This is a genomic window from Bradyrhizobium sp. 141 (genome assembly GCF_023074055.1).
Classification (GTDB): Bacteria; Pseudomonadota; Alphaproteobacteria; order Rhizobiales; family Xanthobacteraceae; genus Bradyrhizobium.
On sequence record NZ_JADPKR010000013.1, the window covers coordinates 252,091 to 268,385 of the forward strand.

The 16,295-nt window shown below is 60.5% G+C and carries 12 protein-coding genes and 1 pseudogene; 7 read left to right on the top strand and 6 right to left on the bottom strand.

Annotation, left to right across the window (positions count from 1 at the left end; genetic code table 11):
• The first annotated feature begins 1,483 nt into the window (after nt 1-1,483).
• Nucleotides 1,484-1,705 carry a hypothetical protein gene (locus IVA81_RS03405; RefSeq protein WP_247312232.1) on the top strand — a complete coding sequence of 74 codons (222 nt, stop codon included), beginning with the start codon at nt 1,484-1,486 and terminating at the stop codon, nt 1,703-1,705.
• A 38-nt stretch (nt 1,706-1,743) separates the two neighbouring features.
• On the opposite strand, the gene IVA81_RS03410 is transcribed toward IVA81_RS03405, so the two are convergent.
• Both IVA81_RS03410 and IVA81_RS03415 read right to left on the bottom strand, forming a co-directional pair.
• The gene (locus IVA81_RS03410) at nt 1,744-2,088 is read right to left on the bottom strand and encodes an H-NS histone family protein (RefSeq protein ID WP_247312234.1); all 345 of its coding nucleotides are present in this window, start codon (nt 2,086-2,088) and stop codon (nt 1,744-1,746) included.
• A 318-nt stretch (nt 2,089-2,406) separates the two neighbouring features.
• The gene (locus tag IVA81_RS03415; protein WP_247312239.1) at nt 2,407-2,577 is read right to left on the bottom strand and encodes a hypothetical protein; all 171 of its coding nucleotides are present in this window, start codon (nt 2,575-2,577) and stop codon (nt 2,407-2,409) included.
• A 460-nt stretch (nt 2,578-3,037) separates the two neighbouring features.
• Between IVA81_RS03415 and IVA81_RS03420 the strand changes: the two genes are divergently transcribed.
• Nucleotides 3,038-3,727 (top strand): response regulator transcription factor, encoded by a 690-nt coding sequence (locus IVA81_RS03420; RefSeq protein WP_247312240.1) that lies wholly within the window; start codon nt 3,038-3,040, stop codon nt 3,725-3,727.
• 548 nt (nt 3,728-4,275) lie between these two features.
• Nucleotides 4,276-4,614: pseudogene (locus IVA81_RS03430) on the top strand (hypothetical protein); the annotation flags it as partial.
• Nucleotides 4,615-5,443: 829 nt separating this feature from the next.
• On the opposite strand, the gene IVA81_RS03435 reads toward IVA81_RS03430, so the two are convergent.
• Nucleotides 5,444-6,235 carry a Crp/Fnr family transcriptional regulator gene (locus IVA81_RS03435; protein ID WP_247313311.1) on the bottom strand — a complete coding sequence of 264 codons (792 nt, stop codon included), beginning with the start codon at nt 6,233-6,235 and terminating at the stop codon, nt 5,444-5,446.
• 587 nt (nt 6,236-6,822) lie between these two features.
• Nucleotides 6,823-7,149 (bottom strand): nuclear transport factor 2 family protein, encoded by a 327-nt coding sequence (locus tag IVA81_RS03440; RefSeq protein ID WP_247312243.1) that lies wholly within the window; start codon nt 7,147-7,149, stop codon nt 6,823-6,825.
• A 151-nt stretch (nt 7,150-7,300) separates the two neighbouring features.
• Between IVA81_RS03440 and IVA81_RS03445 the strand changes: the two genes are divergently transcribed.
• A complete protein-coding gene (locus tag IVA81_RS03445) occupies nt 7,301-11,569 on the top strand; it encodes a LuxR C-terminal-related transcriptional regulator (RefSeq protein WP_247312246.1) in 4,269 nt (1,422 codons plus the stop codon).
• Between the two features lie 391 nt (nt 11,570-11,960).
• Nucleotides 11,961-12,182 carry a hypothetical protein gene (locus IVA81_RS03450; protein ID WP_247312249.1) on the top strand — a complete coding sequence of 74 codons (222 nt, stop codon included), beginning with the start codon at nt 11,961-11,963 and terminating at the stop codon, nt 12,180-12,182.
• Between the two features lie 58 nt (nt 12,183-12,240).
• On the opposite strand, the gene IVA81_RS03455 is transcribed toward IVA81_RS03450, so the two are convergent.
• Nucleotides 12,241-12,489 carry a hypothetical protein gene (locus IVA81_RS03455; RefSeq protein ID WP_247312252.1) on the bottom strand — a complete coding sequence of 83 codons (249 nt, stop codon included), beginning with the start codon at nt 12,487-12,489 and terminating at the stop codon, nt 12,241-12,243.
• 134 nt (nt 12,490-12,623) lie between these two features.
• Between IVA81_RS03455 and IVA81_RS03460 the strand changes: the two genes are divergently transcribed.
• Nucleotides 12,624-12,899 (top strand): hypothetical protein, encoded by a 276-nt coding sequence (locus tag IVA81_RS03460; RefSeq protein WP_247312255.1) that lies wholly within the window; start codon nt 12,624-12,626, stop codon nt 12,897-12,899.
• Between the two features lie 72 nt (nt 12,900-12,971).
• Nucleotides 12,972-14,261, top strand: a complete 1,290-nt coding sequence (locus IVA81_RS03465) for a c-type cytochrome (protein WP_247312258.1) — start codon at nt 12,972-12,974, stop codon at nt 14,259-14,261.
• 12 nt (nt 14,262-14,273) lie between these two features.
• On the opposite strand, the gene IVA81_RS03470 is transcribed toward IVA81_RS03465, so the two are convergent.
• Complete coding sequence (locus IVA81_RS03470; RefSeq protein ID WP_247312260.1) at nt 14,274-16,244, bottom strand: 4Fe-4S binding protein; 1,971 nt, start codon at nt 16,242-16,244, stop codon at nt 14,274-14,276.
• Nucleotides 16,245-16,295 lie beyond the last annotated feature (51 nt).

Below are 16,295 nucleotides of genomic sequence, written 5' to 3' on the forward strand. Positions count from 1 at the left end.
TTTCTGCAGCGAATTTGTGGTTCGTTCGGCGGGAAAAACCTTGATGGTTCAGGATGTTGTAGCAAGCTTTCGGGTGCCGCAACCGGCTCCGGACGAGGAGCTTCGACATGACGTCAATTCGACAAATCGAAGCCAATCGCGCCAACGCGGGACTCAGGATCAGGTCACGCCCGATGTGGCGATGGCGCTTGCGCGCTGCTGCGCATCCGCAGCCTCCGCCACGACCTGTTAGCCACGCTGATTGAACTGGCCGGTCCCGGCCGGCGTGAAACGCCTTAATAATCTCGAGGGCTATGAGCGGGCGGCATTGGCGACACACAAGCGCGCACTCGGGCCCTTTGACCAAGCGAGTGAGAGGGCACGCGAGCAAATTGGCTTCGTTCCGAAATTTCCGGCTCGCGCCAGGCTTTTGCCAGAAGGCCTCCTACGTACTAATTAAAGCTGTAAGCATAGCATGAGGCGCTACGTGCAAGCGCCGAGTGATGCTATCTAGCTGATCGTCGCGTTTGTTGCCTCGTGACAAATGCGATGACTAGAGGAAACTCGATTGATGATTGCGACTGCACCTTTCTTGGCACGTTCCAAAACCCGAAGCAGGGTTGGCTCGCCTCGTCACAAGTGCTCGGAGTTGTTCTTTCTAAAAAGCAATGCATGCCTGACATCGGACTTACACAGCTGCAATTTCTGGTGCGGCCCTCTCCCGCCTAGCGCGTGCGATGACAGCACCCATGATGCGGCGCCCAAACAGAGCCGTCATCGCCTTGCCGATCACAGTTTATTGGCCCCGGCTCGGGGGCGGCTGAGAACAGCAGGTCGGAGTCGTCGTACTGATCCAGATCGCCAAGCAGGGCGTCTGAATTGACACCGCCTCTAACATCGGCAGCGGGATCGGGAATCGCCCCATTGAGCGCGCGCGACGCGTTATCGGCAGAGTGGAAGCGCGTTCCTCCGTTGCAAACACTTGGTCGCAATGCCAACGTACGCCGGTGCCGCGAACGCCGACGGAGATGGAGCAGCAATCCCCGATCTGCAAATCTCCACCTGAACCGTCCAGAATACATCCTGGTCCAATCCAGGTATTTCGTCCGACCTTGACGCGCCCCAGAACGAGTACGTTGTCGTACATCGTGCTACCCTCTCCAAAGCCATATGCTGCGGCGGGTCCCTGTTCAGCGTGCGCGTCCATTCCCTGGTCACATCAGAAATTTCCCTGTTATGGATTTGCGCATCCAGTGCCGCAATAACTTGGCCGTAGCGGCGTTTTCGTACATTTCCTTGGCCAAATAGCCCCCCGCGACATGGGATTTCCCTGTAGAATTCCCTGTTCGCAGGGAATTTGGGTCACGTACTTTTCGCAAACGCAACGCTAGTTGCGTGGACCGATGCGGAAGGTGGCAATTAAAATGGTTAAACTAACATATTTAACTTGAGGGGAGATAATTGAAGTCTATGTTGGAAGCGGGCTGGATTGTAGGACGAGCCGATGACCCAACTCGATTCGGAAGGCGATGATCGTCGCGAATTCTTGAAGGCTTGCGGAAAATTCGCCGCTGTTACCCCTCCGACAGTGACGCTGTTGCTCTCCACCTCTTTGACCTCGGCCGCGATAGCCAGTTCGGGGGGGCACATTGTGCGTGGCAACAATGGCTTCGGCAATGGCGGCGGTGACGGCAGTCCTAACGGAAAATCGGACAGCGATCGGTAAATTCTGCGGTCCAATGGGTCGCCGCAGCGCGCCGGCGCTCAGCCGGTCCGGCGGCGTCTTTGTGCGGATGAGCGGTTGATCAGGAGATCGTTCAGCTTCTTGCCGGCGCGCAGCTGCGCTTTCAGCCAGCGGGGCTGTTTGCCGCGGCCGGACCAGGTTTCGGACGGGTTCTTCGGGTTCTGGTATTTCGGCAGCACCGGGGGGTAGGGGCGGCGCGGACGTTCCCCCTTCGGGGACGAATCGGCGGTCCCCTCAATCTTCCGCAGCCGCTCTTCGAGCTTTGCCTTTTCCGCGGTCATCCTGCGACTGAGAACGGTCGTGACCTCATCGTAAAGCCGCCACAGCTCGGCTGTGGTCAAGTTGGCCCAGTCACCCTTCTCCATGGAAGCCGTCCCCAGCTACTTCCGAATCGAAACAGGAGGGGGGATTATCAGGTCATACCAGGGTTGGGCAAGCGCGATCCGGGCGCGCGGCGGCGCTCGTGTGCAGTGCAGTACTTGGTGCTAGCGGCTGAGACTGTGTCCCCGACCGCGCGGTCGCTTCCCAAGCGCCCTCCGTCGGGGGGCTCGTCGCTTGGGCTCGATCAACCGTTGCTCTGCTTTCAACACGCGATTACGTAAGTTCTGCAATTCGGTGAATTGAACGATGAGGGTCTTATGTGTTTGACGCAATACTGCCGAAGAATACATGTGACCACCTACTCATTGCCAACGACGACCCATGCCGATCAGCGAAGTTGCTGAATTGACGAAATTCAGCTTCAAAGCGCGGTACTGGGGCTTCATCGGTCCTACACGGGCTACGATCAACCGCAGCCTTGTTCTGTCCTTGATTGCCTGCCGTTGCTTTGATGAATAGTAATACTTTTTCACCTCTCTTCCCGGAGCGGGCTTCACGAACGCCTCGCTTCAGTGAAACTTCGTCGCATGTTAGATTTGAATCGTGAATGTCCCTATATATCGTTCGTAATATCCGGCTCTAACCAAGTTAGTTGGATGTTGACCATAATAGTAACCCCTCCGATCAATACGCCGATGACATTCTTGGAGTGAATTTTCAGGTCGGGGCTATCAAAAATTGTAGATGAAACGTCAATATACTCGTGGAATTCGCGGTTTCGAGTTTTGCGTTGAGCACCGCATTCTTACGGTGCTGCACGCATTCTCTGGGCGAGCTACGGTAGCGTGGCCATCGAGCGTTGCCGCGAGGTGCTGTCTCAGACCTAAGATGCGACGTTATGACGGGGGCTGACTGGTTATAACTCGCGCGTCTGAAAAGGAGGGTGGGATTAAACGGCCGCAAGGGGGGTTGTTAGCAACAGGCAGGGGAAGCATGCGCCGTACCAGAATTGTCATCGCCGATCGACACCCGATCGTCTTGCAAGGGATTAGGAGCGTTCTTGCGGCGCAGCGTGATTTTGCGGTCGTTGCTTCTTGCAGCGATGGCGCCAGCTGTATCGAGGCAATTCGATTTCTTGCGCCGGACGTCGCTCTTGTCGATGCTGCACTGCCCGACTTCAGTCGACAGCGGATACTCGCTCCTACAAAGGCCGTCGGCCCAAGTGCTCCGATAATCTTCTTCACCGGTATTAAGGGCGACAGTGAGTTACAAAGGCTGGCCTCGGACGGCGCCTGCATCGTCCTCTCGAAGGATTCGGATGTGGAGATGCTGGTCGCAACCCTGCGGAAAGCTGCCCAGGGCCAAGCAGCGGCCTCGCCGAGAACCGGCCACGTCAGCGAGGAGCCTCGCGCCGGTGAGAAGCCCCTGACACAGCTAACTGACCGGGAGCGGCAGATCATGCGGCTGGTATCGGAGGGGCTATCGAACAAGGAGATTGGGCGTCGGTTGAATCTTGCCGACGGTACGATCAAGGTCCATCTTCATCATATCTTTCAGAAGCTGGATATCAGCAATCGTACAGTTCTCGCGGCATTGGCGATTTCGCGAAACGAGCTGCATGCAGCGCCAGGTGAGTTGGATTCCCTTGATCTCTTGCGTCAGGATCCGGCCAGCGCGAATTGATAGGGTAAGTCTGGCGTCTTCGGGAGTGTGCGCCGAGGGGCGGTCTATCGCGTTGCCAGATGCTCAATCATGTTGCGGCAGGCCCCTTCGGCCTCGGCCAACGTTCGAAAGGGCGAGCCGCCAATCTTGATTGCGGCTTGGTTGTTGTGGAGCGGACGCCAACTCGCCAGGTAGCCAGAGCGTCCGTGAAAGCCGGGACCTCCCGGACTTCCGAAACTGATCACGAACGAGAAGCCGTGGCTGCTCGCACTCCAGATCTCCATGTCCCGGACGGACCGATAGAATTGCAGTGGCATCGCATGATCCATTGTAGCCGAACCCGCGGATGGTTAGTTAAAATGAAATTAACCAAATTAAATGCCTGGGCGCAACTCAAATTTGCGCGTCGTCAGGGTTGGGGAAACGGGGAGGACAACGAAAATTGCCGGCGTTCGCCCCCGGGGGGCACGCACGTTCAGCAACCTCCCACTAGGCCAAGAAAATTAGTGGTTGAGAATTCATTTAATATATAATAATGTAAATAATATTTTAAATCGAGGAGGCGCGTCGTGACCCGAGACGGCAAGGAAGACGACGACCGGCGGGCGTTTTTGAAAAACTGCGGAAGATTTGCAGCCGTGACGCCCCCTGTCATGACGCTGCTTCTGTCCACCTCCCTGACCTCAAAAGCCATTTCACGTTCGGGCGGCCTGCACGCGGCGAGGCATAGCGACAGCGGCCAGTCATTCTTCGACAATAATCGGTCATCTGCGGCAGGGCCGGGGAGCTCCAGCGGTGGATCATCAGGGGGTGGGGGAGCACCTGGCGGTGGCCCTGCTGGATCTTCTCGTGCCGCAAGGGCATCCGGCGGCGGATCCGGCGGTGGCGGCGGGTCCGGTGCTGGCGGAGGCAGTGCCAAGGGGCCCTTCGCAACCGGCGGCAGCTCTGGAATTCCAAGCGCAAATGGTGGGGTCGATTGCGCAGACGAAGAGAACGAGGAAAAGCGCAAGGCCGATTGCCCCGGAGCCAGTACCCGGATTTCCAGCGCAACCGAATCCAGCCGGTAATCTTTTCGGCCCATGAAGGAGCCCTTATGGGCTGCTGTGCGGGCAACCCAGGTTGGGTGCTCCGACAGGCCAAACGCGAGGCCGGAAGCACATCTGGCCAGCCGAGCCGCCTCGATTCACCCCCGCAACGCTTTTGCGGGCGCAGCATTATCAGATGTTAGTGCGCTTGTCATGTGATTGCATATTTTTCCCGGTCTCGAGAGTGGGCGAATTCTCCCGGGGACTCGATCAGGAGGGTGTAATGAATACCCGCGTTCGAGCGGAGAATCCTGCGGCTCTTCTTCGAGAGCGTCTCGAAGCGCTTGGCGCCCAGCTCGCAGAACTTGAGAAGCTCAGAGACCGCGTAGGTCGAGAAGAGAATCGTCAGCGCAAGCTGCGCAAGGCGGACAGTCCCCCATCCCGGCTCGGACGGGCAGTCATTCCAGCTTCGCACAGGCGAAGCTCATGCCCGTGCTGTTTGGTTGTATTAGGTCGCGTCGTTGTGACCAGCGTCCCAAGGCGAATGGATGACCGAACCTTATTGTCTGGTCAGCTTCAGCCGGGAGCCAGTCATCGCTGCAAAGTTCTTGAGCTCGCTCGGGATTGGGCGATTTGTAACGACCGAGTCTCGGTGCACCTTTTGCTGAATCGCGAGGGTGCATGTGCGAGTGGTTCGCGAAGCGAATCGGTTCTACGAGCCTGTCCCGGCTATTCGGCTACCGGGCGAGCGGGAGGGGGGCCGCGCGAGAGCCCCATGGACGAGCCCGACCGCGCCGCGCGAGACTATCTGATCGATTCTGCGGCTCATGATCTTGTAGCACTCGCATGCCACGGCTTCGAGCCGCGGCCGATCAATCTCGAGCTGGCCGCGCCGATTGGATTTCAACGCCCTTGACGCGCGCATTGTGCACACGACATGCGTGACAGTGGTGCGGCGGACGCCCAGCAATTCCGACAATGTTTCTTGCGTCAGCGGGAGCAGATCACCTCCATTCGCACGATCGTGGATGTGAAGAAGCCAGCGCGCCAGGCGGGCTTCGACGGAATGCAGTGCATTGCAGGCCGCCACGTACTGGAGTTGCGTCAACAACGACATCGTGAAGACCTGCACCATGGATGCGATTGCGGGGCTGCGATGTTGTGCTGTCAGGAATTGCGCAGGCGAGATCTGCAGCGCGGCCCCGGATATGCGGACGACCGCCGTCGCGGGCGCGGCGGATGCGCCAAACGCTGACGTCAAACCCACGGCGCCCTCGTGCCCGATTATCGCCGTAGCAACTGTCTGCCCGTTCGGCAGCCCCGTGATCGCCGCGATCGCGCCACTGAGGGGGAAGAGAAGATGTTCAATCTGTTCGCCCGATCGGACGAGCACGGAATCGCGTTCGATCACGACTTTCCGCAGATGAGGCGCAAGCAAAGCAAAATCCGCTGGTGGCAACGCTGCTAACAAACGATTACCAACTCTGGTCGCGTGGTCCATCATGGGATTGGCTCCCGACGGATGCTCGGCATCAGAACTCATGCCGATGTGTCGAGCTGCTCTGCGGAGTGCCAGCTCGACAGCAAGCCAACCGACCACCAGAGATATGGTTCCCATAGTCAATGGCGAGCATGCGTGGCCCGACGATCGTATGCCGCGGCGGAGATCCTGTGCCTCTGGCTCAAGCTGGTGCCAGGCAGGACTGCCGCGGACATCACAATTGATCGCATGACGAACGATAGTTTAGCGTGTGCAAGGAAGCCACGGCGACCGCCCGTGCCTCGACACGCACTGGCGATAGGTGCTCTCGTCATCTGGCCCGCTAATATCCTCGTTGAAGACCAGTTCGGGCGTTGCTTTAAGTTGAAGCCGAGGCTCGAGCGTCTTCACACGCTCGCGCCGCATTGGCCGTGCAGTCGCTGGGAGGCCTCAAGCAGTCTCGCTCTGCTGGAGGCGTATCGCCCTTCGACATGCTTTCGCTAACGAATAGTCCGCGATGTGCTCGCAACGACGCGTTCGCACGGGGACGCCGGCCTTGCACCGCAACGCCCGCATGTGACCCAACGCCGGCCTTGGATCGCGCCGCAGGTCTAATGTGAGGGACTGCAGTCTAGCTCCTTGATCCTCCCGGTAACGTCAAACGAGAATAGCGCACTCATGACGCCACTATTGTTGACGTACGAGATAATGGGCCCCTCGTGCGAGGGATTGAGGTCGTTCAACGTGCCCGCCGGATATTCTCGGAGGCGATCAATTAAATAGGCACGAAGTGCCTCGTGGCTGGTAATGGTTTTGGCGCCTCCGCAGCCGCAGTGAACCACGGCATCTTCGGCATACATTTCTAAGATCGCCTCGATGTCGCCCGCGCGGTAAGCATCGAGCCAGTCAATCGCAATGACCATCGGGTCAAATGACATATTTCTCGCCTACATGCCGTGTAAGCTTGTGATTTTAGGTCGTTTTTGGCCCCCTAAGCCTCTTTCCCTACGCGATTAATTGTATTTTAATAATCTGCTTGGCCCCGGCCATATGCCGAAGTACATAGATGGCTGGGCCGAGGCAGAGTCCATGTTAGACGTGTCTGTGAAGCAGAGACGGATCCGGCTTCTGATCGTAGATCGACAACCGATCGTTCTACAGGGGCTGAAGTCGGTACTCGGAGCGCAACAGGACTTCGACGTCGTCGCATCATGCAGCGATGGAACAGGCTGTCTCGAAGCAATTCGGAATTTGACACCCGACGTCACGCTTGTTGCTGACAACCTGCCAGATCTGACGGTATCCGAGATCCTCGCGATTGCGAAAGCTGAGAATCTCTCCACCCGCTTGGTGTTGTTTACCGAGTCCGAAGCAGATCACGATCTAACCGCAGCTATTGCTGCTGGCGCCTCAAGCGTAATCTCGAAGCATGCTTCCTCCGACACTATGCTGCGATTACTGCGACTGATGACAAAGCGCAGCGTGTCGCCCGAGCAATCCGATCTCTTGCCAGCCGGCGAGGGAGCTGACGGCGGCGGCAAAGTTGAAACGATGCTGGAGCTGTTGACGCACCGGGAGCGTCAAATTGTACGACTAGTCTCAGAAGGAATGTCGAACAAGGAGATCGCGCGCCAGCTAAACGTTTCCCCAGGGACAGTCAAAGTACACCTGTACAACATATTTCAGAAGCTTGAAATTACCAACAGAACCGTGCTCGCTACCCTCGCGTTGTTGCAGCGCCCGTCCGGCTTCGGCCATCTTGCGCTGGCGTTCCTCGCGTTCGCAATTGCGGACGAACTCAAGGCGTCGGAAGCAAACGACGTGGATCCGGATGACGACAGCGTCGGTCGCCCGGGAGAGCATGCCGAATATGAGCCTTGGAAAAGAGCTATTCTCCGATACCTCATGGTCGAGGAATCCGGCGAGACGCCCCCGCTCACCCACAGGGACTTCTTTGCCAAGGCGAGCCTAGCCACGAACCCGGCGGCGGCAGTAGAAGCGCTGCGGCCGGCTGAGCAATCCGTAGGCTCGAAAGCGTGGAAAGACTACGGTCCAGTTGGATCGAGCACGCCCAATCTTCCTACGCCATTACTGCGGGGAGCCAGCGACCCGCAGATCGGTGGTGACCCGACCGCGGAACATCAATTCCCGCGGCTTACTTCCACTTCGACGTTGATTCACGGAGGGTATGGCACCTTCGCCACTTTGACCGGTGCGTTGATCTACGCACTGAATGATCCCCATCTTGCCGTGCAATCGCATGACCCGGGCAAAGCGCCGATCGACAGCTTCGTGGTGGTCACCGCCGAGAATGCGACCACAAAACTGGCCGCGATAACCGATGCTGATACCAATGATGTAGACGGCTCGCCCCCGGCTTTCCCCTTGCACGATTTGCGCCTGCCTGCCGCGCTTGTGACCACCGGCAACGACCGCGTTGCTGGAGAAGGCGTTTCGAGCCAAATGAGTCATGGCGCTGCGGATGACAACCTGCAAGGACCTTTTGGCTCACGGGACTCTGCTCACGATGCTGGTACTGGCGGAGATGGCCGCGATCAACTGATGGGCGGCAACGTTGGCGAAAACGTTGTTTATCGCTCCCCGATCGATTCTAATTCGAGCTCTTCCCACTCTGGCTTCGATTTCGCATCTGGATCGAGCAGGATCAATCTTGCGGCTTTCGGAGCGCTTGCCTGGCTCCATATGACAGCGGCAAGCAAGTCTATACCGCCGCATACCCTCGCTTGGATCTACAATCCCGCAACCAACGAAACGATCGTCTACGTGAACCCGACCGATCGGAGTCTTGATGTCGGGGACAGAGCCCTGCTCGAAATCCATCTGCAAGGGATTGTCTCCATTGCGGAGTCGGATTTCGTTGGCCAGCCGGAAGGCGCGGCTGTCGCGATCACCTTGGAGCAGCTCGAAGAAGCGCTGATCTCGGCGACCGCAAGCGATGAGACTATTCTGAGTACGGACAATGCCCATACAGTAATCGGGACGAGCGAGAGCACACTCGGGATCGCTGGAGTTTGGAACATTCTGGCCCACGACGGCTTGGGTTTCGAATTCGGGCAGGCTCGGACCGGCTTCGGGGGGGCGACCAGGTTCAGAACCTTCAGCAGCGATTCGGCGGGTACAACTGATGTGAGCGCTGATGGGTCCGGTGGGTCGCCTCATGTTTCACCGATCGTGCTAGTTCATAGCGCGACGGCAGCTGAAAGTCTCACATCGGAGGATGAGCCCATCAATGAGGGGGCTGGCTCTAGCCTCTCAGCGGGCGGTAACTCACAGCACGCTCCGGAGGCAGGGTCTGCAGCGGAGTTGACTGAAGCTGGCGTCATACGGGGGAATGGCGTCGGCAGTGACAACGAGCATTACCCCCCCGCTTCGGACACTTCGCGGGGGTCGGCGAAGAGGGCAGAAGCAGATGGCGTGGAACACGGCAATTCGGGGCACTCAACCTCTGCAAGCGCAGCGGAAGCAGCCAAGCCTGGTGAACCAGGCGTCGCAAAGGCCGGTGGCGCCGGCGGCGGTAACTCCCAGCACGCTTCGGAGCCAGGGTCTGCGAAGGCGGCAGATGAGTTGACTGAAGCTGGCTTCAAACGGGGGAATGGCGTCGGCAATGACAACGAGCATCATCCCCCCGCTTCGGACGCTTCGCGAGGATCAGCGAAGACGGCAGAAGCAGAGGGCGTGGAACACGGCAATTCGGGACACTCAACCTCTGCAAACGCATCGGAAGCAGCCGACCCTGGTGAGCCAGGCCTCGGTCGCCCGGGCCGCGGTGACTCCCAGCACGCTTCGGAGCCAGGGTCTGCAAAGGCGGCAGATGAGTTGACTGAAGCTGGCTTCAAACGGGGGAATGGCGTCGGCAATGACAACGAGCATCATCCCCCCGCTTCGGACGCTTCGCGAGGATCAGCGAAGACGGCAGAAGCAGAGGGCGTAGAACACGGCAATTCGGGGCACTCAACCTCTGCAAACGCACCGGAAGCAGCCGACCTTGGTGAGCCAGGCCTCGGTCGCCCGGGCCGCGGTAACTCCCAGCACGCTTCGGAGCCAGGGTCTGCAAAGGCGGCAGCGGCGTTGACTGAAGCTGGCTTCATACCGGGGAACGGCGTCGGCAATAACGACGAGCATCAGCCCCCCGCTTCGGACGCTTCGCGAGGGTCAGGGAAGACGGCAGAAGCAGAGGGCGTGGACCACGGCAATTCGGGACACTCGACCTCTGCAAACGCACCGGAAGCAGCCGAACCTGGTGAACCGGGCGTCGCAAAGGCCGGTGGCGGGGGCGGTGGTAACTCACAGCACGCTTCAGAGACGGGGTCTGCGAAGCCGCCAGCGGAGTTGACTGAACCTGGCTTCATACCGGGGAATGGCGTCGGCAAAGACAACGAGCATCATCCCCCTGCTTCGGATGCTTCGCCCGGGTTAGCGAAGACGGCAGAAGCAGATGGTGTGGAACATGGCAATTCGGGGCACTCAACCTCTGCAAAACCGCCGGAAGCAGCCGACCCTGGTAAGTCAGGCCTCGGTAGCCCGGGCCGCGGTAACTCACAGCACAATTCGGAGCCAGGGTCTGCAGAGGCGGCAGTCACGGGGGTGGCTGAAGCTGGTTTTATGCAAGGGCACAGTTTCGGCAACGACGACGAGCATCATCCCCCGGCTTCGGACGCTTCGCCAGGTTCAGCGAAGACGGCAGAAGTAGATGGCGTGGAACGCGGCAATTCGGGGCACTCAACATTTGCAAACGCACTTGAAGCAGCTGACCTCGCTGAGCCGAGCATCGCAGCGGCTGGCAGCACGGGCCGCGGTGGCTCACAGTACGTTTCAGAGCCAGGGCCTCCAAAGGCGGCAGCCACAGAGTTGACTGGAGCTGGCTTCGCACCGGGAAATGGCGCCGAGCATCACGCTGCGATTTTGGATGTTGCGGGAGCGTCAGCCGGGGAAGAGCCGACCGTCGTGGAGCACGGCAGCTCCGGGCACGATTCACACTGGTCTGAAGGCGCACCGGAAGCAGCCGAGATGGTCGAACCGAGCATCGCAAATGGCAGTAGCGCCGGAAACTGGCCGCAGGCTGCGCGATCTGCTGCAACCGCCTTGGAATCCGTACAGCCGGCTAAAGTTGTCTCCGAGATTGGCGGCGCTGAACTGGCGTTTCGCTTCGATAGCTATGCAACTCCTCCCACATTCGTCGCGGTAGTTGAGGATAATCCGCACGTTTCGCTCGGTCAGGAAAAGGACCTCGACATCAGCAAATTGATTCCTAATGCACTGAACGAACACGCGGTCGACCCCGTTCATAACGTTCCGCATCACGCCATTGTACCCGCGCCTCATGAGTTGCTGATTTGAAGCGTTCCATCGTTGACTGAAGATGAGCAGGAGCGCGACAGCGAGGGCTCCAGAGTGAGGCGGGCAGGTCGGACAACGCGAACGGCAGAAAGGGAGGGAGGAAGGATACGCGAGTGACGGACGAGGAGCCTCGCTTCTTGGAGGCGGCGAACGTGACGCTTTCACTGCGCAGCCGCAGCTCCTCTCGTCCAACTTGAGAACGACGAAGTCTCGCGGCAAAGGTTGGTGGCGCTGCATCGACTGCAACGTCCGAGGCGGCGCTCAAATTCTTAGGTGAGCCGAAAGGGGCGGACCTCCGATCACCGTTACGAGAGATGTGAAGCCGCACACATCCGGAACTCGGATGAAGCGCTAGTCAGGCCTTCAGCTTTCGCAAACAACGGAGATTCCCGTGAAACGTCTGACAATTTGCGGACTGATCGCTGTTGCGTCGTTCGCTGCCGCAACGACTGTGCTGCAATCACACAAATGGCCGATCATCGGGACGGTCGGAGCGGTCCGAATCGCCGGGGTGCCGGAGTCTCAAAGCGGCGGGCAGGCAGACAAACTTCCGGTCCAGGACTTCGAAGATCGATCGCTGGTGTTTCCGCGTGAGACAAAGCCGCAGCAATAGGCGTGCTGGCATGCCCGCGTGGGCGTCGATCGGCTGAAGGGGCAGTATCCTTGACCCGTCAAGGGCCCATCAGGTTGGGCTGCATGCTGGAGAGGTCGCCCAGCAGCCCCAGGGACTTGAGCATTGCGCGGTGCTCGTCGACTTCCAGTATCGCCAGCAGCAGGGTCAGCACGACCGCGACAAAGATGAGCAGGGATGAAGCTTCCTTGCTCGTCTTGACCGCCGGATCGTGGGCCGACGAAAGCAAGGCACGCAGACCTCGCAGATGCGAAACCATCAGCAGATACGTTTTGGATCGTATTTGCATGACCAAGGCCCTCGCAGCCTCAAATGCAATCTAGAGCTTGGTCCGCCGCCGTTCAATCTGGCGTGTCAATGTGCCCCATGGAACGGGGTAGAGCGCTATTCGTTGAGCTGGATCAAATGCAATCGAGGTCCCTCATGCGTCGATTCGCGATCATCGTCTGCGTAGCGGCGTGGTCCAGCTGCGGGTTGGCGCTCGCGCAAACGGATCAACGCACCGAGAAGCCGGGCACTGTTGGCACCGGGCAAACTGCTCCTGAGGATAAGGGCCAGCTGCAGCCGCAAGGCTGGACCGGTCCGGTCGAGACGCGATCGGGTGGCGCGCCCGCCGAAAGCCCGCAAGGCCAGAGCCCGCCCGGCATGCAAGCTGCTCCGGAGGGATCGAGCAAGACCGTCGTCGCGCCGGACAAATGACGCGTTTGTGCGAAGCGCAAATTCAGGCAGAATGGGACGTGGCGTGGGTCGGGCGCTGCCTCGGATTCGCTGATGAATTCCTTCCTTCTCGCCTCGCTCACTCTGATCGCCTCGCTCGTCATCCCGGTGCAGACAGCTCGCGCGCAAATGATGGACCACGGCGGGGCGGTACGGGCGATGGCTGTTTCGGCCGATGGGAAGAGCCTGCTGTCCGGCGGGTTCGACACCGCCGCCATCAGATGGTCCCTCGCAAGCGAATCTGCGGAACAGGTGTTGCGGTTTCATTCTGACGCGGTGAACGCGGTCGGATTCCTTCCCGACCGGCGGATGGTGACCGCGGGGGCGGACGCGCGCATCGCGATCTGGACAGCCGGCCGGCTGCAGCCGGACACGGTGTTGCTGGGACATGACGCGCCCGTCGTCGCGTTCGCGGTCTCGCCCGACGGCGCGATGATCGCCTCTGCATCCTGGGATCACTCGGTGCGGCTTTGGTCACTCATCGACGGCGCGCAGCGGGTGCTTGAAGGTCATTCGCAGAACGTCAACGGCGTTGCTTTCGCGCCGGACGGCAAGTCGCTCGTCAGCGTGGGCTACGACCTCGCGCTGCGGATCTGGCATTTGCCCGATGCGAGTGGCGAAACGATCGTACTGCCGGCTCCCCTGAATGCCGTCGTCATCGCCAGTGACGGTGAAATCGTCACCGGGGCGGCGGACGGTAAGCTGCACCTCTTGAATGCCGGCGGCAAGGATCGCGGCGAGGTTGCCGCCGGCACCGCGCCGGTCGTGGCTCTCGCCATATCGGGCGATGGCGCACTGATCGCGGCTGCTTGTGTGGATGGCGTGGTGACAATCGTCGATCGCAAGACGCGTGCTGTGTTGCGCACGCTGGTGAGATCGGCGGTGCCGGTCTGGTCGGTTGCGTTCCTGCCCGATAGCGAGATCCTGCTGACCGGCGGCGCCGACGGAAGGATCCGGCGCTGGAATGCGCGCACCGGCGAACCCATCGGCTCCAATCTGCTGGGCACGCCAACCGATCCGCTGGCGGCCTATGCCGGCGATCCCGGCGCGGAAGTGTTTCGCGCCTGCGTGGCCTGTCACACGCTGTCGGAGAAGGACACACAGCGCGCGGGCCCGACATTGGCGGGACTATACGGCCGGAAGATCGCGTCGCTGCCCAGTTATCGCTTTTCGGATGCACTCAAGACAATGGACATCGTCTGGACGCCCGACACGGTCGCAAAACTGTTCGAGATCGGTCCAAACGCCTACACGCCCGGCACCAAGATGCCCGAGCAGCGCATCGGCTCGGCGGAAGATCGCCGGGCACTCACCGATTTCCTGGGGCGCGCGACCGCGAAATAGACGAACAACGCTCTAGTTCTTGTTATCTCTTTCGCGCAAATAGTCGTCCGTCGTGCGCGGCGGGGCGCGTTCGGGGACGCCGGCGAACGGATCGAACTGCTGCTCGCTCATGGTGATGACACGGCAGTCGGCGCACATCCTGAGCGCGTCAACGCGCTTGTCGCCGGCTGGATACATCCAGTGTCGGCCTTCGAGCTTTGCCGCGATGCGATCGATCGTGCTCTTGACGCCAAACGGCTTGCCGCAACGGACGCATAGGGCAGGCTCTTCCTCCTTGATCACCAGCGCGGGAGCGCGGGAGGCGCGGAAATCGATCTGCGGCGTCAGTTTGATCACCTTTTCGGGGCAGGTGCTTTGGCACAAGCCGCACTGCACGCAGGCATCCTCCAGGAATTTGAGCATCGGACGTTCCGGATCATCGCGCAAGGCGCCAGTCGGACAGACCGAGACGCAGGACAGGCACAGCGTGCAGCCCTCGGTGTTGACGCTGATGGCGCCGAGCGGCGCGCCCTCGGGCAGTGCAACCACGTCGGTCGGGCTCGGGGCCACACGGTGCAGCTCGCTCAGGGCGAATCGGAGCAGATCGCGCCGCTTGCCCACGGTCCTGAATGTTGCAGGCTGACTGACGGTCGCGAGCGGTTCGATCGCCTGCAACGCTTCGCTCAGCTTATCGGGGTCGTCCGTCTCTATCGTCGCGACCCGACGACCGGAAAATCCGAGGCCGGCGAGAATGGCGTCCGCCATGGCGATGGTCTGCGACAGCCCGGCCAAATCATGCAGGGGCTTCGCCCGCAGCAGGAAACGCACGGCGGACGCGCCATGGGCAAACGCGGCCACGACGGCTTCGAGGCCGAGCTGCGTCACTTCGTTGACGGTGAAAGGCAGCGCATTCGCCGGCAGACCGTCGCCATGGCGGGCCAGCGCATCGATCAGCGAGCTGCCGTGCTGGCTGTCATGAAACAACAGCACGGGCCGGTCGCCGCCGGCCTCGCGATAGGTCAGCAGCATCGCGCGGAGCCGGTGCAGCTGCGTGTCGGCAGGCGGCAGGACATAAGAGGCCGCGCCGGTCGGGCAGGCCGCAGCGCACTGGCCGCATCCGGCGCAGACTTCCGCATTCACGCTGACATGATCGCCGGCCGGCGTGATCGCACTCGTGGGGCACAAATCCAGGCAGCGGTGGCAGCCGGTGCGGTTCGAACGCGAATGCGCACAGAGCACGGCAGTGAAGTTGACGTATTTCGGCTTGTCAAAGCTTCCAACGAGATCACGCGCCTTCAGCACCGCGCGAAGCATCGCAGCCGGATCGGCGGGATCGGCGCGCAGGTAGCCCTCCCGCAGATCGTGGGCAGGAAATAGCGGCGCGCCGCCGGATAGATCCAGCATGAGATCGCAGCGCGAGATCGCGCCGTTGCGTGGCGCTTCGAACACGAAGCGATCGCGTGAGGAAGGGCGCGGCCGGGCGTAGTCGTCGATCACGAGTTCGAACGCGCCGAAATGGCCCGTCGCGTTGCCGATCGTTCCCTTCACGATCGGAAAGGCCGTCGCCGCGGGTGGCGTGATGTCCTGCGGCTGCTTCAGCATGATCGTCACGTCGAGATGGTCGGCGAGCAGCCGGCCCGCCTCGATTGCCGCCTCATCGCGCCCATAGATCAGGATGACGCCGTCGCTCGACAGCGTGACGAGCGGATAGTCCGGGACGGCGACGGAGGCTGCCGCAAGCAGCGCCGCCATCTTTGCACCCGCTTGCGCGCCGTCGCGCGACCAGCCTGCTGTTTCACGGATGTTGGTGAAGGTGATCCCGTCAGGCCGCTCGCCGGCCTCGTCGGTGAACTGCGCCGCCTGCTGCGTGCAGGCCACGGTCAGCGGACCACTTGCCTCTGCGGCGCTGCGGAAGTGATCGATCTCCGCGCCGCAGAGATGGTGAAAGCTTTTGATGTTGCAGTTGGGGCATCCACGCCGGATCGCGGCCGTGTCGAGACGCATCGTGTCTTCGCACGAGCAGATCAGGACGGTCTTCGCTGGTTGCACCAGGTT